Source organism: Brevundimonas sp. PWP3-1b1, from assembly GCF_049896065.1.
GTDB lineage: Bacteria > Pseudomonadota > Alphaproteobacteria > Caulobacterales > Caulobacteraceae > Brevundimonas > Brevundimonas intermedia_B.
The window spans coordinates 2,255,397-2,273,622 of sequence record NZ_JAFCTO010000001.1; the positions used below are offsets into that span (position 1 = coordinate 2,255,397).

Annotated in this window: 16 protein-coding genes; 10 read left to right on the forward strand and 6 right to left on the reverse strand. The window is 67.6% G+C overall.

The genetic code is table 11. From position 1 onward, the window contains the following. Window positions 1-156: 156 nt before the first annotated feature. Together ACP69V_RS11055 and ACP69V_RS11060 are read left to right on the forward strand one after the other, a co-directional pair. A complete protein-coding gene (locus tag ACP69V_RS11055) occupies window positions 157-510 on the forward strand; it encodes a chromosomal replication initiator DnaA (protein ID WP_425985744.1) in 354 nt (117 codons plus the stop codon). After that, window positions 507-1,229, forward strand: a complete 723-nt coding sequence (locus tag ACP69V_RS11060; RefSeq protein WP_426023871.1) for a DUF6456 domain-containing protein — start codon at window positions 507-509, stop codon at window positions 1,227-1,229. Before ACP69V_RS11055 ends, ACP69V_RS11060 begins: the two co-directional genes overlap by 4 nt. 67 nt (window positions 1,230-1,296) lie before the next feature. Here ACP69V_RS11060 and ACP69V_RS11065 read toward each other — a convergent pair whose 3' ends face one another. Continuing rightward, on the reverse strand, window positions 1,297-1,728 hold the full coding sequence (locus tag ACP69V_RS11065) for a SufE family protein (RefSeq protein ID WP_426023873.1): 432 nt from the start codon (window positions 1,726-1,728) through the stop codon (window positions 1,297-1,299). 162 nt (window positions 1,729-1,890) lie between these two features. On the opposite strand from ACP69V_RS11065, the gene ACP69V_RS11070 reads away from it, so the two are divergent. After that, window positions 1,891-3,585: a sensor histidine kinase gene (locus ACP69V_RS11070; protein WP_426023874.1), complete on the forward strand. Its 1,695-nt coding sequence runs from the start codon at window positions 1,891-1,893 to the stop codon at window positions 3,583-3,585. Between the two features lie 74 nt (window positions 3,586-3,659). Next, window positions 3,660-4,181: a hypothetical protein gene (locus tag ACP69V_RS11075; protein WP_426023875.1), complete on the forward strand. Its 522-nt coding sequence runs from the start codon at window positions 3,660-3,662 to the stop codon at window positions 4,179-4,181. Window positions 4,182-4,210: 29 nt separating this feature from the next. Here the strand turns inward: ACP69V_RS11075 and ACP69V_RS11080 are convergent, their stop codons facing one another. Further along, complete coding sequence (locus ACP69V_RS11080; protein ID WP_426023876.1) at window positions 4,211-5,071, reverse strand: hypothetical protein; 861 nt, start codon at window positions 5,069-5,071, stop codon at window positions 4,211-4,213. A gap of 55 nt (window positions 5,072-5,126) precedes the next feature. On the opposite strand from ACP69V_RS11080, the gene ACP69V_RS11085 reads away from it, so the two are divergent. Together ACP69V_RS11085 and ACP69V_RS11090 are read left to right on the forward strand one after the other, a co-directional pair. Continuing rightward, window positions 5,127-5,456, forward strand: coding sequence for a DUF1491 family protein (locus ACP69V_RS11085; protein WP_426023877.1), 330 nt, complete (start codon window positions 5,127-5,129; stop codon window positions 5,454-5,456). Window positions 5,457-5,574: 118 nt separating this feature from the next. Beyond that, entirely contained in the window at window positions 5,575-5,970 is a 396-nt protein-coding gene (locus ACP69V_RS11090) for a hypothetical protein (protein ID WP_426023878.1), read from the forward strand. Window positions 5,971-6,011: 41 nt separating this feature from the next. Here the strand turns inward: ACP69V_RS11090 and ACP69V_RS11095 are convergent, their stop codons facing one another. Continuing rightward, complete coding sequence (locus ACP69V_RS11095) at window positions 6,012-6,671, reverse strand: TetR/AcrR family transcriptional regulator (protein ID WP_426023880.1); 660 nt, start codon at window positions 6,669-6,671, stop codon at window positions 6,012-6,014. A gap of 52 nt (window positions 6,672-6,723) precedes the next feature. Between ACP69V_RS11095 and ACP69V_RS11100 the strand changes: the two genes are divergently transcribed. Then, window positions 6,724-7,563 carry an oxidoreductase gene (locus ACP69V_RS11100; protein WP_426023881.1) on the forward strand — a complete coding sequence of 280 codons (840 nt, stop codon included), beginning with the start codon at window positions 6,724-6,726 and terminating at the stop codon, window positions 7,561-7,563. A gap of 39 nt (window positions 7,564-7,602) precedes the next feature. Here the strand turns inward: ACP69V_RS11100 and ACP69V_RS11105 are convergent, their stop codons facing one another. Continuing rightward, entirely contained in the window at window positions 7,603-8,007 is a 405-nt protein-coding gene (locus ACP69V_RS11105; protein ID WP_426023882.1) for a winged helix-turn-helix transcriptional regulator, read from the reverse strand. Window positions 8,008-8,118: 111 nt separating this feature from the next. On the opposite strand from ACP69V_RS11105, the gene ACP69V_RS11110 reads away from it, so the two are divergent. Beyond that, window positions 8,119-8,871: an SDR family oxidoreductase gene (locus ACP69V_RS11110; RefSeq protein WP_426023884.1), complete on the forward strand. Its 753-nt coding sequence runs from the start codon at window positions 8,119-8,121 to the stop codon at window positions 8,869-8,871. Between the two features lie 63 nt (window positions 8,872-8,934). On the opposite strand, the gene lepA is transcribed toward ACP69V_RS11110, so the two are convergent. Further along, window positions 8,935-10,743: a translation elongation factor 4 gene (gene lepA / locus ACP69V_RS11115; RefSeq protein ID WP_426023885.1), complete on the reverse strand. Its 1,809-nt coding sequence runs from the start codon at window positions 10,741-10,743 to the stop codon at window positions 8,935-8,937. A 194-nt stretch (window positions 10,744-10,937) separates the two neighbouring features. Between lepA and ACP69V_RS11120 the strand changes: the two genes are divergently transcribed. Together ACP69V_RS11120 and ACP69V_RS11125 are read left to right on the forward strand one after the other, a co-directional pair. Beyond that, window positions 10,938-12,086 carry an efflux RND transporter periplasmic adaptor subunit gene (locus ACP69V_RS11120; RefSeq protein WP_426023886.1) on the forward strand — a complete coding sequence of 383 codons (1,149 nt, stop codon included), beginning with the start codon at window positions 10,938-10,940 and terminating at the stop codon, window positions 12,084-12,086. A gap of 11 nt (window positions 12,087-12,097) precedes the next feature. After that, the gene (locus ACP69V_RS11125) at window positions 12,098-15,190 is read left to right on the forward strand and encodes an efflux RND transporter permease subunit (RefSeq protein WP_426023887.1); all 3,093 of its coding nucleotides are present in this window, start codon (window positions 12,098-12,100) and stop codon (window positions 15,188-15,190) included. A gap of 222 nt (window positions 15,191-15,412) precedes the next feature. Here ACP69V_RS11125 and ACP69V_RS11130 read toward each other — a convergent pair whose 3' ends face one another. Beyond that, complete coding sequence (locus ACP69V_RS11130; protein WP_426023888.1) at window positions 15,413-18,052, reverse strand: TonB-dependent receptor; 2,640 nt, start codon at window positions 18,050-18,052, stop codon at window positions 15,413-15,415. Between the last annotated feature and the right edge of the window lie 174 nt (window positions 18,053-18,226).

Here is an 18,226-nt window from a genome sequence, read left to right on the forward strand (position 1 = left end):
CTATCCGCCGACATCCAACATAGGATCGCCTGCACAACCCCAAGGCGGGCAAGGCGTCACGTCCGGTTTTGACGTGCAGTAGGACTTTATTCCTATCTCAAGGTCGGCGGCCCTCTATGCTGTCGTCATCGATTTCGAGAGCGGGAGGGTTTCGCCATGGAGGACTACAGGGTGCCGGTCAGCGAGGAGGACCGGGTCAAGGCGGGGCTGGCCATCCATCTGGTCGCGGCGCGCACGGGCGCGCAGCCGTCGCAGATGATCGGCGGGGGCCGGATGCACCCGCGCGCCGCCCGGCCGCGCTGGCTGGCCATGTATCTGTCGCACGTCGCCTTCGGCTGGACGCTGGAGCGGGTCAGCCACGTCTTCGGCGTCAATCGCGCCAGCGTCGGGACCGCCTGCCGCTGGGTCGAGGATGAGCGCGAGCGGCGTCCCGTCGACGACCTGCTGAACGAGTTGGAGACCTGTATCCAGGGCCTGTACCAGACCCCGCGCCTGGACCTGGTCCAATGAGCCGGCTGCTGGAACGCGCGCGTGGCCTGATGGCGCGGCCCGGCGCCTGGCTGGCGGCCGACAGCCCGGGGAGTGGGGGCGTCTATGCGCTGCGCCTGTCGGCGGATCGCCGCAGCCGCATCAGCCTGACCCTGACGGAGGTCGAGTTCCGCGCCCTGGTCGATCAGCCGGGCCTGCGCGCCCGACCGGGCGGCGGCTGGATCGCCCGAACCACGGCGGACGAAACCGCGCCCCCTCGCCCCGGCCGCCCCGGCTTCGTCGCGGGCGAGCGCGACCTGATCCAGGCCGACGGTCGGCTGGTGCGCCACCGCGCCAACCTGGGCGAAAGCCCCATCGCCTGGCTGGCGCGGCGCAAGGACGCCTCGGGCCGGCCCTGGCTGACCCCGGCCGAGGCCGCCGCGGGCGAGCGGCTGCGTCGCGAGGCCGAACAGGCGATGAAGGGGCCGTCCCTGACCATGCGCTGGGACGCCCTGCCCCACAGCGGATCGGGAACCGCCGCCCGGATGGAGCCGACCGACCGCGCCCTGTCGGCCGCCCGCCGGGTCGAGGGCGCGCTCTGCGCCGTCGGCCCGCGCCTGCGCCCCATTCTGACCCGTATCTGCATCCACGGCGACAGCCTGCAACTGGCCGAAACCGGCCTGGGCCTGCGCCGCCGCCAGGGCAAGACGGTCCTGAAACAGGCGCTGCAGGCCCTGGCCGACCATTACGGGATCGGCTGATTTGAGACAGAGTGCACAGATTGCACCCTGTTTTTATCGCGGGCTCAGGATGCCGGCGGCAAGGCCGTTAAGCCAGGGCCGCCTCGCGGATGCGGCCGACCATGCTGTTCAAACCATTGGCGCGTTGACGTGTCAGGGCCGACGGCAGGCCCAGCCGGTCCAGCGCCGCGCGGGCGTCGAAGGCCAGGATCTCGGCCGGGGTGCGGCCGGAATAGAGCTTCAGCAGCAGGGCGACATTGCCCTTGGACAGGGCGCTGTCGCTGTCGGCGGCGAACCACAGTCGCCCGTCCGCCGACGTCGTCGCCAGCCAGACCTGGGCCGCGCAGCCCGGCACCTTGTTGGCTTCCAGCCGGTCGGCCTCGTCCAGCGGCGCCAGCCCCTTGCCCAGTTCGATGACATATTCGATCCGCTGTTCCCAATCGCCCAGCAGGTCGAAATCCTCGGCCAGTTCGGCCAGGGTCTGGTCAATGCTGTCGGTCGGAGGGGTGCGCGCGCTCATGGCCCGCCAGATAGGCCGCCGGGCCGTTAACGACAACCGGCCGTTTTGTCCCCCGATATTCATGGTGAACGCCGCCATGGGGTTCGCCTTACGGGGGAGCGGCCTCGCTCCGACTCAAGGCGGAGACTAGTCTGGACGCAGACAGAACAACGGCCCGACCGCTTGAAAACCGACGCCCACGCCAGATTACAGGACGACCGACGCCCCCACGATCAAGGTGGCGCGCCGCTGGTCGCCCTGTGGCACGCGATCTGGGCCGTGGCGGTCGCACTGACCGCCCTGGCGGCCCAGATGCTGGACGGGTTGAAGGACGCGCCGCTAGCAGCCCTGCTGATCATGACCTTCCCCGGCATCTTCGGCGTGGTGCTGATGGTGCGCGACACAGCGGGCCTGCGGTTCGCGACCATGGCCGGCTGGCTGCTGGCCGCGACAGCGTCAGCGGGGCTGACGGGCGGCGTCACCGGGGCCTTGCCGGGGCTGATCCTGATGCCCCTGGCCGCCGGCATCGCCCTGGATCATGGCAGGACAGGCGCCGACCGACTGACGCGGCTGGGCGCCTTCGCCGTCGCCTTGCCGCTGCTGTCGGGCCTGATCTCGACCTGGCTGAACGGGCCGGAGGCGCAAGGCCCGCTGCTGGCCGCCGTCTCGGGCCTCTTGGCCATGGGCGCGATCATCGCCGCCATGCGCCTGACCTGGAGCGAGCGTCAAAGCCGCCTGGCCGACGCGGAAGGACAGGCCGCCCGCATCGCCGCCCTGCTGGAAGACCAGCCGGCCCTGACCCTGCTGCTCGATCCGTCCGGTCGCGCCGTGGCGACCTGGGGCAATCCGCCGCCCGCCCTGTCGGTGCTGGCGCTCAGCGAGCAGGGGCTGATCTCGGCCGTCCATGCGCCGGACCGCCCGGCCGTGTCCGCGGCGCTGGCCCGCGCCCTGTCGGGCCAGCAGGTCGAGGTCCAGTTCACCCCGCGCATCGCCCTGGATCGCCGTGTCGTCATGATCCTGGGGCCGTTCCACAACGACGGCGACCACCCCCGCCTGATCGCCCAGGCCTTCGACGGCACGGCCCAGTTCGCCCGCGAACTCGGCCTTGAGACCGCCCGCGTCGAGGCCGAGGCCCAGTCCGCCGGCAAGACCCGCTTCCTGGCGAACATGAGCCACGAGCTGCGCACCCCCCTGAACGCCGTCATCGGCTTTGCGGACATCATGCGCCAGAAGCTGTTCGGCCCCCTGCCCGACCGCTACGCCGGATACGCCGACGCCATCCACCAGGCGGGCGGCCACCTGCTCGACCTGATCAACGACGTGCTGGACCTGTCCAAGATCGAGGCCGAACGCTACCAGCTGGTCATGGAGGCCTTCGACGCCCGCGACGCCGTGTCCGCCGCCGTCGCCCTGGTCCGGCTCCAGGCCGACGACAAGGGCGTGGACTTGGCCGCCGTCCTGCCGTCCGAGCCGGTGAAGGTGCGCGCCGACGCCCGCGCCCTGAAGCAGATGGCGCTGAACCTGCTGTCCAATGCGGTCAAGTTCACCCCCGCCGGCGGCTCGGTCACCATCACCCTGGACGCGGACGGCCCGGACCTGGACCTCGCCGTATCCGACACCGGCGTCGGCATCGCGCCGCAAGACCTCAAACGCCTGGGCCGCCCCTTCGAACAGGCCGGCGGCGCGGATCAAAAGGCGCAAGGGACGGGCCTGGGGCTGTCCCTGGTCCGCTCCCTGACCGAACTGCACGGCGGCCGCATGACCATCGACAGCACCCTGGGCGAAGGCGCGGCGGTGATGATCCGGTTGCCGGTGATGGTGGTGGAGGAGGTGAGCGAGACGGTCGCCGAGGCGACGCCGGTCACGGTCGAGGCTTGATGAGATTGGCCGGCTGGCCTGCTAACGAGGAAAGCCGTCGTTGACCCCATCCATGATCTGTCAGATCATGGAACATGGTTCGACTTTCGCCCCTGCTCGCGCTGCTGTGCATTGGTTGCGTGGCCGACCAGCCCGAAAGCTTGCAGACGGTGGCCGCTTTCGAGGTTCCGCTACCAACGGCAACCGATAAGTCCGACTTTCTGGCGTTGATGCGCAAGGAAGCTGAGGCGCAGGGCTATCACCTCGATGCTGCATCCGACGACCAACTGAGAGCCATGTCGCGCGTGTCACCGCTGACTCTCAACGCCTCGATCTGGCGCGGAAACGATGAAGAAAACATGGTCTCTGCAATGGACGGAGCTGACCATATCGGGCGCGTTTGGATCAGCTTTTCGAAGGGTGAGAATCTCCAACGCTCATCAGAGTTACAAAGCGCATTGATCCCAAAGATACGACAGCGCTGGCCCGACACGGCGGCGCTACCGATCATGCCTAGCGGAGTCATACCGCTGGCCAGAGATCTCGTCCGAACGCCACTTGGATACGAAGTGAAGGCTTCGGAAGCATCGAAATATCAGGCTGAACGGCAGCGGTGATTGACCGCGGCGGGAGATAAACCGACCGCCTAAACCTGCCCCATCGCCAGGAATGCCCGACCCGCCGCAAAATCACCGGCCTCGAAGGTCGAACGGGCGATGCTGCCATCGCGGAACAGGAATTCCACGGTGAAGACCTCGCGCGGGTCCAGCGCCGACAGGGCGTCGGCGGCGGCGGCGGGGAACAGCCAGGCCTGACCGGCCGGGCGGCCTTCGGACAGCAGCATGGCGTCGGCGCTGGTCACGCCGGCGGCCCAGAAGGCGCGGCGCTGGGCGACCGGCGGCAGGTCGTGCGCCAGCCACGGACGCGGCGCCACCGTGTGGTCGCGCATCACCACCCGCACCCCGGTCGGACGCGACCGCCCCTGCCACGACACCACGGCCGCCAGTTGATCGGGCCGGTCCATGCCGCCCACGACCCCGAACCGCACCGGCGAGGCGCCGGTCACGGTCGCCTGCATCAGCCGCCAGGTCGGGCGGGCGTAGGCGGCGCGGTCGGCGCTCCAGCCCCTGCGGTCGCCGGGAAACTCCATCTTGGTCACGCGCGACCAGCCGGAAAAGGCGGTCTGGACCCGGCCGCTGACCGTCTTCAGATCAGCGGAGCCGCAGGGCGTCGATCCCGCCCGCGCCCGCGCCCGCTGCGCCGTCTCGGCCAGCTGGCGATCATTGGCGCCCGCCCGCAGGGCCGCGCCCCGCGCCTGATAGGCGGCGGCGGTCAGGGCGGCGGTCAGTTGCGGCTCGAACAGGCCGCAGCGGTCGTTGGCGGCCAGCACGAAGCTGCGCTCATAGAAGCGGTCCTGCGGCGCGGCGAACGCGGCGACGGGCGTCGCGGCGATAAGCAGCGCCGATATCAGGGCTTGGGTCCGCCGGGGGGAAAGGCCTATCCTCATATCCCGACCCTAGCCCGCCAGGGTTGGGGTTCCGTGTTCGAGCAGGGTTAGCGAATTGCTTCTTTCCAGCGACCTGTGGGTCAGCGCCCTGATCCGCCGCGCCCAGATCGAGGGCGCCTACGCCACCGTGGTCAAGAAGGGCGACGACCGCGCCGGCTCGGTCATCGTCAAGGCCTATGATGCGTCGACCCGCACCGCCCGGCTCTACACCGAGGCCTTCGGAACCGACGGCGACCGCCTGTGGATCCAGCCGGTGACCTCCGACAGCGAAAGCGAGCTGGACGCCTACATCGCCCGCCAGCGCGGCTACGACCCCGACCTGTGGGTGGTCGAGATCGAGGACAAGCAGGGCCGGCACTTCATCACGGAGAAGGTGCAGGACTGAGGACCGGCCCAAACTGTCCGAAAATTCACGTGCCAATCGACAGTCGTCGCCCCAACATCCTGACGGGGAGCCTCGGGAGGACGACATGGGACAACAACACAGGATCGGAGCGGCCCTGTTGGCGTCATCGCTCCTGGGCGGCGCGACCATCGCCCAGACGGCGGCGCCCATCGTCGCCCGCGACGTGATCGGCGACTGGTCGCTTCGGATGACGCCTATCGAAGGGCAGGGTCGCAACGTCACCTTCAAGTCACGGGACGGCGGCCCGCTCGTCCAGCCGCTGACGATCACGGCGCAATCGGGCGGGCGTTTGGGCTGCGTCGTCGATGAGGTCCCTGCCCAATGCCGCATAAGAAACGGCGCGCTGAACGTCGTTTCGGCCTCTGACGGCATGAGGATGATCTTCACCCTGACGGACCGGACGCGCCAGGGGTTCGCGGGCAAGGTCGACTTGAGGGTGCGATTTCTGCCCCTCGGCGGCCCCATCGGAACGGTCGATATGGTGCGCCGTTAGCCGCCTTTAGGCGAACGTCGGCAGTCGGTTCTTTTTGCGCCTCACGGCCACAACAGACCGGCGCGCCTCTCGGACCTAACGAAGCCCAGAAGCACGATAAGGGCCGTCGTGCGCGCCTTTTCAGGCAGCTGAGCATCTGTGATCTCGTCGGCGATCCAGAAAGACAGGCAACCGCGAAAGGCGATCGCCAGCTGTTCGGGCACACGCTCGACGGCCGCCTTGGCCAAGGCGGGATCGACGCCGTCGCCGTCGCCGAATGCAGCGGCCCACAAGGCGCGGGACTGAGCGCTGACTTCGCTCGGGCTGGCGCCAGGGAAGCCCAGCGACCGGATGATCGCCCGGTTGATCTGGGGCTCCTCAAGCATGACGGCGACAGCGATCGAGACGGCGGCGAGCACACGGTCGATCATATCGCCGGAAGGCGCAGTCGCTAGAAAGCGCTCGCTCATCAGATCGATGCGGCGCGCCGACAGCGCCTGCGCGATGGCCGCCTTGCTTCCGAAATGATTGAAAGGCGTGGCGAAGCTCACGCCCGCCTCGGCCGCCAGATCGCGCATTGAGAACGAAGCGTCGCCATCGGCGCGAAGGAGGCGTTCGGCTGCGTCAAGCACCCCCTCGCGCGTGATTGTTCGCTTCTGCTCTCGGAGGGACATCTCGACCATGAGGACCAAGGTGATCCAGACCGCTTCTTGCGTCAACAATCTATATCATGATATAATTTATTCATCCCATCCGACGATTTCGAGAACCGCAATGACCGCATCGACAAAGACGTTTCTGATCACCGGGGTCAGCTCCGGTCTGGGGCAGGCCTTCGCCACTGCAGCCTTGCAGGCCGGTCACGTGGTGATCGGCACCGTGCGCAACGCACAGGCCGCGTCGGCGCATGAGGCGCTGGCGCCGGGCCGGGCTCACGCGCTGATGCTCGATGTCACCGATTTCGACGCCGTGGCTGCTCAAGTCCCTGACGCCGAGCGTCGGTTCGGCGCGGTCGATGTTCTCGTCAACAACGCCGGCTACGGCCAGGAAGGCGTGGTGGAGGAGTCGTCGATCGACGATCTGCGCCGCCAGTTCGACGCCAATGTCTTCGGCGCAGTGGCGATGATCAAAGCCGTGCTGCCCGGCATGCGCGAGCGTGGCTCCGGCCGCATCATCAACGTCACCTCAATGGGCGGCTTCATCACCATGCCCGGCATCGCCTACTATTGCGGAAGCAAGTTTGCGCTGGAGGGGATTTCCGAGGCCTTGGGCAAGGAGGTCAAGCCGCTCGGCATCCATGTGACCGCCTTGGCGCCCGGGCAATTCCGCACCGACTGGGCCGGACGTTCGATGGACCGTGCGCCGCGCAGCATCCCCGCCTACGACGCCATCATGGACCCGATCCGCGCTGCGCGACAGGCCAAGAGCGGCCACCAGCCGGGCGACCCAACCAAGGCCGCCCAGGCGTTGCTGAAGCTCGTCGATTCCGACGCGCCGCCCACGCGGCTCTTCCTTGGCGAGGACGCGCTGGCTGTGGTCGAGCAGAAGCTGGACCAGATGCGATCAGAGATCGCCACTTGGGAAGCGCTCTCCAAATCCACGAACTTCGACTAGGCGCAAATTACCAAGTTCGGGCGGCGCGACCGGCCGCCCCTACCCCTTGTTTTCATCGAACGCCGCCCTTGCGGCCTCGATGCGGTCGATGTTCTTCTCGGCCCAGGTCCAGACGCCGCAGAAGGCTTCGGCCAGGGTGACGCCCAGGTCGGTCAGGCGGTATTCGACCCTGGGCGGGATGACCGGGTGGACGGTGCGGATCACCAGGCCGTCGCGCTCCATCTGACGCAGGGTCTGGGTCAGCATCTTCTGGCTGATGCCGCCGACCAGGTCGCCGACGCGGGTGAAGCGCTGCTCGCCGTGTTCGGCCAGGACCTCCAGGATCAGCATGGTCCACTTGTCCGCCACCCGGCCGATCACGTCGTTGACCAGGGCCTCGACGCGCGGGTCGGCGGTCTCGCCGGTTTCGGGATGAGAAATTTTTGCGGGCGGAACGGCCGTCATGTCCAAATCTTTCGCCTGGGTAAGTATGGCAGTTCCTGGTGCCTACTTTCTAATGGAGAGCGTAAGCCATAGTTCATCGCCATCGCTAACGCACCCCTGAAAGGCGCCCGAATGAACATCACCGGCAACACCATTCTGATCACCGGCGGCGGCACCGGCATCGGCCGGGCCCTGGCCGAAACCCTGCATGCGCGCGGCAATCAAATCATCATCACCGGCCGCCGCGAGGCCGTGCTGAAGGAAACGGCCGCCGCCAATCCCGGCATGGCCTGGGCGACGCTGGATGTGGATGACGCCGCCGCCATCGCCGCCTTCGGCGTCCAGGTGGTCAAGGATCACCCCGGCCTGAACGCCGTCATCCTGAACGCCGGCATCATGAAGCTGGAGGACATAAAGGCCCAGCCCTTCGACCTGGCGACCGCCGAGGCGACCATCACCACCAACCTGCTGGGGCCGATCCGCCTGACCGCCGCGCTTCTGCCGCACCTGACGAAGCAAGCCGAGGCGACGATCATGACGGTGACCTCGGGCCTGGCCTTCATCCCGCTGACGGCGACACCGACCTACAATGCGACCAAGGCGGCGATCCATTCCTGGACCCAGTCGCTGCGTCACCAGTTGCGCGACACCGGCGTCGAGGTGCTGGAACTGGCGCCGCCCGGCGTGGCCACCGACCTGATGCCGGGCCATGCCGACAACCCCGCCTACATGCCCCTCGCCGAGTTCACCGCCGAGGTGATCGGCCTGATCGAACGCGGCGAGACCCCGCGCGGCGAGATCCTGGTCGAACGGGTCAAGCCCCTGCGCTTCGCCGAGGCGAACGGCTATGAGGCCGTGTTCGAGCAGTTGAACGGCGCGCACTGACGGCGGCGCATACTCTAATTCTCCCTCCCCCTGCGGGGGAGGGAGAGGATTGTCGCTAGACGATCAATCGTCGTCCATCTTCAGCGCGGCGATGAAGGCTTCCTGCGGGATTTCGACCTTGCCGAACTGACGCATCTTCTTCTTGCCGGCCTTCTGCTTCTCCAGCAGCTTCTTCTTGCGCGTGGCGTCGCCGCCGTAGCATTTCGAGGTCACGTCCTTGCGGAGCGCGCGCACCGTCTCGCGGGCGATGATCTTGCCGCCGATGGCCGCCTGGATCGGGATGACGAACAGGTGGGGCGGGATCAGTTCCTTCATCTTCTCGACCATGCCCCGGCCGCGCGTCTCGGCGCGGGCGCGGTGGACCAGCATGGACAGGGCGTCCACCGGTTCGGCGTTGACCAGGATGTTCATCTTCACCAGGTCGCCGACCTTGTATTCGGTGATCTCGTAGTCGAACGAGGCGTAGCCCTTAGAGATCGACTTCAGCCGGTCGTAGAAGTCGAACACCACCTCGTTCAGCGGCAATTCGTAGACCACCATGGCGCGAGCGCCGACGTAGGACAGTTCGATCTGCTGGCCGCGGCGGTCCTGGCACAGCTTGATCACGCTGCCGAGGTATTCGTCGGGCGTCAGGATGGTGGCCTTGATCCACGGCTCGCTGATCGTCTCGATCTGCATCACGTCGGGCAGGTCGGCCGGGTTGTGCAGATCGATCTCGGAGCCGTCGCGCAGGCCGATCTTGTAGACCACCGACGGCGCCGTCGCGATCAGGTCGAGATTGAACTCGCGGCTGAGACGCTCCTGAATGATCTCAAGGTGCAGCAAACCGAGGAAGCCGCAGCGGAAGCCGAAGCCAAGCGCGGCGCTGGATTCCATCTCGTAGGTGAAGGAGGCGTCGTTCAGGCGCAGCTTGCCGATGGCGGCGCGCAGGTCCTCGAAATCGGCGGCGTCCACCGGGAACAGTCCGCAGAAGACCACCGACTGGACCTCCTTGAACCCCTTCAGCGGTTCGGCGGTTGGCTTCTTCTCGTCGGTGATGGTGTCGCCGACGGCGGCGTGGGCCACTTCCTTGATCTGGGCGGTGATGAAGCCGACCTCGCCGGGGCCCAACTGGTCCACCGGGGTGTTCTTGGGCAAGAAGACGCCGACGCGGTCGATCAGGTGGGTCGAGCCGTTGCGCATCATCTTGACCCGCATGCCGGTCTTCAGCACGCCGTCGAAGACGCGGACCAGCACGACGACGCCCAGATAGGGGTCGTACCAGGCGTCCACCAGCATGGCCTTCAGCGGCGCATTCGGGTCGCCCTTGGGCGCCGGAAGCTTGGTGACGATGGCTTCCAGCACGTCCTCGATGCCGATGCCGGACTTGGCGCTGCACAGGACGGCTTCGGAGGCGTCGATGCCGATGACGTCCTCGATCTGGGCCCGGACCCGCTCGGGCTCGGCCGCCGGCAGATCGACCTTGTTCAGGACGGGGACGATCTCGTGATTGTTGTCGATGGCCTGATAGACGTTGGCCAGGGTCTGGGCCTCGACCCCTTGCGAGGCGTCCACGACCAGCAGCGAACCCTCGCACGCCGCCAGCGAGCGGCTGACCTCATAGGCGAAGTCCACGTGGCCCGGCGTGTCCATCAGGTTCAGGACATAGTCCTGGCCGTCCTTGGCCTTGTAGTTCAGACGCACGGTCTGCGCCTTGATGGTGATGCCCCGTTCCTTCTCGATGTCCATGTTGTCGAGCACCTGCTCGGACATCTCGCGCGCGGTCAGGCCGCCGGTGTACTGGATCAGTCGGTCGGACAGGGTCGACTTGCCGTGGTCGATGTGCGCGACCACGCTGAAGTTGCGAATGTTCGAGATAGGGGGAGTCGTCATCCGCGCGCCCCTATCACGCGTAGAGGGCGGGGACCAGCCGCACGGCCGATCCCGCCCGCGCCGGCGTCACATTAAGCCTTCGCAATAAACGCCTTCGCCGTTTGAGAAGGTTTCGCGGACGCGGTATGGGACAGACCTCCCGATAACCGGCGCGAGCCGGCGATCCGCTTCGCCTGCAACCGAGGATTTCCCCCGTGTCCAAGACGACCCGCACCGTTCTCAACGTCGGCGCCATGGCCCTGTCGGCCTTCCTGCTGGCGAGCTGCGGCGGACATGGCGAGGAGAAGAAGGAAGAGAAGGCCGCAGGCGGCTCGCGCCAGACCGTCAGCGCCGCGACCGTCGCCCAGACCAGCCTGAACCGCACCGTCACCGCATCGGGCACCGTCTCGGCCTGGGAAGAGGTGCCGGTGGCGGCCGAGACCGGCGGCCTGACCGCCGTCGCCGTCTATGTGGACGAAGGCTCCTACGTCCGCCAGGGCCAGGCCCTGGTGCAGATGAACGACGTCCTGCTGCGCGCCCAACTTCAGCAGCAGCAGGCCCAGGTCCAGCTGGCCCAGGCCAATGTGGCGCGCGACGACGCCGCCCTGGACCGCGCCCAGCAGCTGAAGGAACGCGGCTTCCTCAGCCAGGCGTCGCTGGACACGGCCCTGGCCAACCAGCGCGCCTCAAACGCCAATCTGGCGGCGGCCCGCGCGACCCTGGCCCAGACCCAGACGCAACTGTCTCAGGCGACCATCCGCGCGCCCGTCGGCGGCCTGATCATCAGCCGCAGCGTGACCAAAGGCCAGATCATCGCCGCCGGGACCGAACTGTTCCGCATGGTCCGCGACGGCCGGCTTGAGCTGGACGCCCAAGTGCCCGAGACCGAGCTGGGCCTGATCCGCGCCGGCCAGTCGGCGACCGTGACCTCCAGCGAGGCGGGTCAGACCACCGGATCGGTCCGCATCGTCACGCCCGAGGTCAACGCCACCACCCGCCTGGGCCTGGCGCGCATCTCGCTGTCGCCCGGCGCCCAGCTGCGTCCCGGCATGTTCGCCCGCGCCGACATCGCCGTCGGCGACCAGCCCGCGACCACCGTGCCGACCGGCGCGGTGTTGTATCGCGAGAACAAGCCGGGCGTCTTCGTCGTGAACGGCGACAGCACGGTCCACTTCCAGCCGGTGACCATCCTGTCGCGCACCGACGCCCAGACGGCGGTCAGCGGCGTCAACGTCGGCGTCCGCGTCGCCGTGGACGGGGCCGGCTTCCTGAACGAAGGCGACCGCGTCAACGTCGCCCAGGCCGTGGGCGCGGCTCCGGCCGCACCTGCCGCCCAGCCGGCGGCCCCGGCGGCCAAGAAGTAGGACCGACGACCATGAATCAGATGTCGTCCTGGGCGATCAAGAACCCGATCCCGATCATCCTGCTGTTCCTGCTGCTGACGCTCGGCGGCGTGGTCGGCTTCATGGGGATGCGGATCAATCAGAACCCCGACATCGACTTCCCCCTGGTCGCCGTCACGGCCGCCCGCCCCGGCTCGGCCCCGGCGGAAATGGAAGTCCAGGTCACGCGCCTGATCGAGGATTCGCTGGCCGGCCTGTCGGGCGTGCGCCACATCACGTCCAACATCACCGACGGCGTGTCCTCCACGACGATCGAGTTCGAGCTGGGCACCGACACCGACCGCGCGACCAACGACGTGCGCAACGCCATGACGGGCCTGCGCGCGTCCTTGCCACAGGACATGCAGGAACCGGCGGTTCAGCGCATCGACATCACCGGCGACGCGCTGATCACCTATGTGGTCCGCTCGCCGACCATGACGCCGGAAGAGATCAGTTGGTTCATCGACAACGAAGTCAGCCGCGGCCTGCTGGCCCTGGGCGGCGTGGGCGAGGTCAACCGCTCGGGCGGGGTGGATCGCGAAATCCGCGTCGAACTGGATCCGCAACGGCTGGCCGCATACGGCGTCACCGCCGCCGAGGTCAGCCAGGCGCTGAACAACGTCAACAACAACCTGCCGGGCGGTCGCGTCACCATCGCCGGGTCCGAGCGCGCCGTGCGCACCCTGGGCGCCGCGACCTCGGTCGAGCAACTCAGCGGCACCCTGATCCCGCTTGGCGACGGCAAGACGGTGCGTCTGGATAATCTGGGCAAGGTCGAGGACAAGTGGAGCGAACCGCGTCGCCTGGCCCGCTACAACGGCCAGGAGGCCGTCACCTTCAACTTCCTGCGCTCGCGCACCGCCTCCGAGGTCAAGGTCGCCGAACGGGTCCGCGAAGAGGTCAAGAAACTCGACGAGGCCCATCCCGAACTGACGATCAGCCAGGTCACGGCCAGCGTCGAGGAGATCGAGGAAAGCTACCTCGCTTCGCTGGAGGCCCTGCTGCTGGGCGCCGTGCTGGCGGTCATCATCGTCTTCATCTTCCTGCGCGACTGGCGGGCCACCTTCATCGCAGCCATGGCCATGCCGATGTCGCTGATCCCGACCTTCGCCATCCTGGGCCCGCTGGATCAGTCGCTGAACGTGGTCACCCTGCTGGCCCTGTCGCTGACCATCGGCATCCTGGTCGACGACGCCATCGTGGAGATCGAGAACATCGTCCGCCACATGCGCGACGGCAAACCGCCCTACGACGCCTCGCTGGAGGCCGCCGACGAGATCGGCCTGGCGGTCGTGGCGACCACGGCCACCATCATCGCCGTCTTCGCGCCCGTCGGCTTCATGCCGGGCATCATCGGCCAGTTCTTCAAGGCCTTTGCGCTCGCGGCCTGCGTCTCCGTGGCCTTCTCGCTGCTGGTCGCGCGGACCCTGACGCCGCTGATGGCGGCCTTCATCCTCAAGCACAGCCATCACGAGGACAAGGATCCGTTCTGGATGGGCGGCTATCTGAAGGCGCTGCGCTGGTCGCTGGGCAACCGGTGGAAGGTGTTGATCCTCGGCATCCTGTTCCTGGTCGGCTCCGTCGCCACGGCCGTCGTGGCCAAGATGTCGTTCGAGTTCATGTCGCCCGGCGACACCGCCCGCGCCGCCTTCCAGGTCGAGCTGCCGCCGGGCTCGACCCTGCGCCAGACCGACGCCGTGGTTCAGCAGGTCACCAGGCGGCTGGAGGCCCGGCCCGAGGTCACTTCCGTCTATGCCGCCGTCGGCGGTCAGGACGTGACCCAGGCCAATATCTATGCCGACATGGTGCCCAAGGGCGACCGCGACCTGAGCCAGCAGGCCTTCGCGCGGGTCATGGTGGACGAGCTGAAACAGATCCCCGGCGCCCGCATCCGCGCCGGCATCGCCCAGCAGGGCGGCGGTCCCGGCGACGGCACCAGCTACACCTTCTCGATCCTGAGCGATAATCCCGACGCCCTGAACGCCGCGGCGCGCAAGGTCGAACAGGAAATGCGCGGCGTCCCCGGCCTGGCCAACGTCGTCAACTCGGCCGCCATCGCGCGCCCTGAAATCCTGGTCACGCCGCGCCCCGACGAGGCGGCCCTGGCAGGCGTGTCGGCCGGCGCCATCTCCCAGGCCGTGCGGGTCGCCACCATCGGCGACGTGGACCAGAACCTGCCCAAATATAACCTGGGCGACCGCCAGATCCCGATCCGCCTGCAACTGACCGAGGAAGCCCGCGAGGATCTGAGCGTGCTGGAGAACCTGCGCGTGCCGGGCAACAACGGCGCCTCGGTGCCGTTGAGCGCCGTCGCCGACATCCAGTTCGGGGCCGGCCCCGCCACCGTCACCCGCCAGGACCGGTCGCGGATCGCCTCGATCAGCGCCGAGCTGGACGGCATCGCCACCGGCGCGGCAGGCGCCGCGGTCAACCGCCTGCCCTCGGTCCAGAACCTGCCCGCCGGCGTGCGCCAAGTGCCGGCCGGCGACGCCGAGTTCATCCAGGAAATGCTGACCGGCTTCGCCATCGCCTTCGCCTCGGGCATCCTGCTGATGTATGCGGTTCTGACGCTGCTGTTCAAAAGCTTCGCCTATCCGATCACCATCATGGCGGCCCTTCCCCTGGCCATCGGCGGCGCCTTCATCGCCCTGGCCATCGGGGGCGCCAACTTCTCCATGTCGGCCCTGATCGGGGTGCTGATGCTGATGGGGATCGCGGCCAAGAACTCCATCCTGCTGGTCGACTACGTCATCATGGCCGAGCGGGACGGCATGCCGCGCCACGAGGCCATCATGGACGCGGCGCACAAGCGCGCCCGCCCCATCCTGATGACCACCTTCGCCATGGGGGCGGGCATGGTGCCCATCGCCATGGGGGTCGGCGCCGACGTCCAGTTCCGCTCGCCCATGGCCATCGCCGTGCTGGGCGGCCTGATCTCCTCGACCTTCCTGTCCCTGCTCTACATCCCAGCCATCTTCACCATCGTCGACGACATCGCCGGCTGGGGCCGCGGCATCCTGAGCCGCTCAACGGCGGGACAGCGCGAGCTGGCCAAGCCGAGGCCGGGGACGGTGGTGGAGTGAGGACGACCCACCCTATCCGTCATCCTCGCCCTTGTGGCGAGGATCCAGACTCCCGGTCTTTCGGCAGAGTGCGCCGCCGTTGGACACCGGGAGTCTGGATCCTGGGCACAAGGCCCAGGATGACGAAATGAAGGAGAAGGCGGCGGATAGCCTTCACCCAACAAAAAAGGGCCGGCCGGTTGCCTGGTCGGCCCTTCGTCGTTCAGTCTTGGGGACTGACGATCAGTATCTGACCTTCAGCGTCACGCCGTAGGTGCGGGGGGCGCCGAGGTACGCGTTGTAGGTCGCCGTGTCGGTGGCGATGTTGTAGAAGGTGCCGTCCGCCTGGGGCGTCGTGGTGTTGGCGAAGGCCGTGCCTTGCAGAGGCGCGGCGAAGCCGACCTGGGTGTATTCTTCTTCCAGAAGGTTCTGGCCCCAGACCTCCAGCGTCCAGCGCTCATCGGCCGAACCGATCGAGACCCGGCCGTTGACGACCGTGAAGGCGTCCTGGTTCTTGTAGGGCAGCAGGTCCGAGCCCGTGTTGTATTCGGTCGAATATTTGGCCGACAGGTTGAACCCGCCGCGCAGGCCGCCGCCCAGTTCGCGGTCGAAGGCCAGGGCGCCGGTGACCGACCATTCCGGAGCGAACGAGGCGCGCGCGCCCGGCAGCAGCGACAGCTGCGGGAAGCGGCCGGGGCTGGACAGGTCGCCCGCGCCGAACTCGCCGTATTTGGCGTCGGTGTAGGTCACGCCGCCCTGGAACGACAGGCCCTCGACCGGGGTGAACCAGACCATGTCGGCGTCGACGCCGCGCGAGGTCAGCTCGGGGATGGATTCCACCACGAAGGCGGTGCCCAGGAAGGTGTTGAGCTGGAAGTTCTCGAACTTCTGATCGAAGTAGGTCAGGTTCAGCAGCATGGTGCGGTTGAACAGGGTCGTCTTGATACCCGCCTCATAGCTGTCGACCGTCTCGGCGGCGAAGAACAGCGAGGCGTCCGGCGTCACGCCCGTCTGCACCCGATCCATGTTGTAGCCCGCGCCCTTGTAGCCGCGTGCATACGAACCATAGACCATGATCGACGGGTTGAACCGGTAGGACGCCTTGATGGTGCCCGACAGGTCGGTGTCGCTGAACTTCTCCTGAATCCGGCGATTGTCGTAGAGCGGGTTGGACCAGGGCAGGCACAGCAGGCCCAGAGCTGCGGCCGGGGTGGCGATGTTGGCCGTGCCGGGGATCGGCGAGACCGTGCGATTGGCGGGGTTCTGGTTGGCCAGGGCGCCGCCGCAGGCCGCGCCGTTGGAGCCCAGATTATCCTGAACGCCCAGCAGGCGCTTGCTGTCGTAGGTGTAGCGCAGGCCCAGGTTGATATCGAAGGCCTCGGTCACCCGGTAGGTGTTGTTGGTGAACAGGGCCACCGATTCCGAGCGCTGCGAATAGTGGTCCTGATATGCCTTGCCGGCCGAGAAGGTCGGGGCGGCGGCGCTGGGCGGCACAGCGCCGATGACGCACAGCGGCTGGCCCGCACCCGCGCCCGCCGTGCCGACCAGGAAGCCGTTCGGGTTGGTGAAGCAGCCCAGGCGCGACGGGCTGGGACCACCGACGGCGGCCGGCAAGGACGCCGTCAGCAGGAAGGAGGCGAAGGCGTTGTAGTCGGAACCATAGACGTAGCTGTCGTCGCGATAGACGCCTTCCTTGGTGGCGAACAGGCCGACCAGCCAGTCGAACTTGTCCGTCGTGCCCGCCAGGCGGAACTCTTGCGTCAGATTGTCGACGCCATAGCCGTTGGAGCCGTCGTTGGCGCGGTACAGGATGTCGGCGCCGGTGTAGTCCAGGTCCATCCCCTGCTGGAACGACCAGTCACGCCACGAGGTCTGGGACGTCAGGGTGGCGTTGATGCTGGGGAAGTCGATGACAGCTTCCGCCGACAGACCCATGTCCTCGATTTCTTGCGGGGTCTCGCGGTTGGAATAGGCCAGGCGCGAGAAGGGCACCGTGCCGAAGCCGGCGACCGGCGGCCGCTGGCCGGGGCCGTTGGGCGCCGTCAGGGCGGCGATGAAGGCCTGGGACGGGCCAACGCGCGTCTGCACGGCGGAGCAGCAGAACTCGTCGCGCTTGGTGTAGTCGGCGATCAGGCGGACCGACACGTCGTCGCTGGGCAGGATCAGCAGCTGACCGCGGCCGGTCCAGTAGTTCTGGGTGTTGTCTTCGGTCTTGCTGTTGGGGCCGTCGCCGACATTGACGTCATAGAAGCCGTCACGCTCGCGGTGGGCGACGAACAGGCGACCGGCGATCTGGTCGGTCAGGCCGCCCGTGACGGAGACCGAACCGCCGATGGCGCCGAAGTTGCCGCCGGTCAGTTCCGCCGAGATCGACGGATCGAACGACGGGCGCTCGGTGATGATGTTGATGACGCCGGCCGAGGTGTTCTTGCCGAACAGGGTGCCCTGCGGTCCCTTCAGGACCTCGATGCGGCTCAGTTCGCCCAGGTCGCCGAAGCCGACCGAGTTGCGCGAGCGATAGACGCCGTCGATGACCACGCCGACCGAGCTTTCCAGGCCGGGGTTGTCACCCACGGTGCCGGCGCCGCGGATGCGGACGGTGGTCGAGGCTTCGGACTGGGTCGAGGTGACGGTCAGGCCGGGCGTGAGGATCTGCAGATCCTTGATGTCGCGCACGCCGGCGCCGTCCAGCAGTTCCTGCGACAGGGTCGTGACCACGATCGGCACGTCCTGCAGGCTCTGTTCGCGCTTCTGGGCGGTGACGATGATGTCGTCCACGGTCGCCGGGGCGTCCTGCGCGGCGGCGACGCCGGCGAAGCCAAAGACGACGGCGCCCACGACAGCGGCGGACACGGTGGTTCTGAGTTGAAGATTGCGGCGCATAGGCGTCCTCCCGGCTGAAGCTGTGACCGCACCAGGCGATCACGGCGTTTCCTGTCCCAATCGACGTCCCCTTCTTGGGGGATCGTTCGTTATCGCTAGGCTAAGCGCGCTTCGGCCCCACGGACAAGCGAGCGTTGTTACCCGCGACGATTTTTCGCCGCGGATTGGCCTTTG

What these genes read in the sequence shown, in the direction of transcription:
- ACP69V_RS11130 (WP_426023888.1), bottom strand. Translation starts at nt 18,052, where the DNA reads ATGCGCCGCAATCTTCAACTCAGAACCACCGTGTCCGCCGCTGTCGTG.
- ACP69V_RS11075 (WP_426023875.1), top strand. Translation starts at nt 3,660, where the DNA reads ATGGTTCGACTTTCGCCCCTGCTCGCGCTGCTGTGCATTGGTTGCGTG.
- ACP69V_RS11060 (WP_426023871.1), top strand. Translation starts at nt 507, where the DNA reads ATGAGCCGGCTGCTGGAACGCGCGCGTGGCCTGATGGCGCGGCCCGGC.
- ACP69V_RS11105 (WP_426023882.1), bottom strand. Translation starts at nt 8,007, where the DNA reads ATGACGGCCGTTCCGCCCGCAAAAATTTCTCATCCCGAAACCGGCGAG.
- lepA (WP_426023885.1), bottom strand. Translation starts at nt 10,743, where the DNA reads ATGACGACTCCCCCTATCTCGAACATTCGCAACTTCAGCGTGGTCGCG.
- ACP69V_RS11065 (WP_426023873.1), bottom strand. Translation starts at nt 1,728, where the DNA reads ATGAGCGCGCGCACCCCTCCGACCGACAGCATTGACCAGACCCTGGCC.
- ACP69V_RS11125 (WP_426023887.1), top strand. Translation starts at nt 12,098, where the DNA reads ATGAATCAGATGTCGTCCTGGGCGATCAAGAACCCGATCCCGATCATC.
- ACP69V_RS11100 (WP_426023881.1), top strand. Translation starts at nt 6,724, where the DNA reads ATGACCGCATCGACAAAGACGTTTCTGATCACCGGGGTCAGCTCCGGT.
- ACP69V_RS11080 (WP_426023876.1), bottom strand. Translation starts at nt 5,071, where the DNA reads ATGAGGATAGGCCTTTCCCCCCGGCGGACCCAAGCCCTGATATCGGCG.
- ACP69V_RS11110 (WP_426023884.1), top strand. Translation starts at nt 8,119, where the DNA reads ATGAACATCACCGGCAACACCATTCTGATCACCGGCGGCGGCACCGGC.
- ACP69V_RS11055 (WP_425985744.1), top strand. Translation starts at nt 157, where the DNA reads ATGGAGGACTACAGGGTGCCGGTCAGCGAGGAGGACCGGGTCAAGGCG.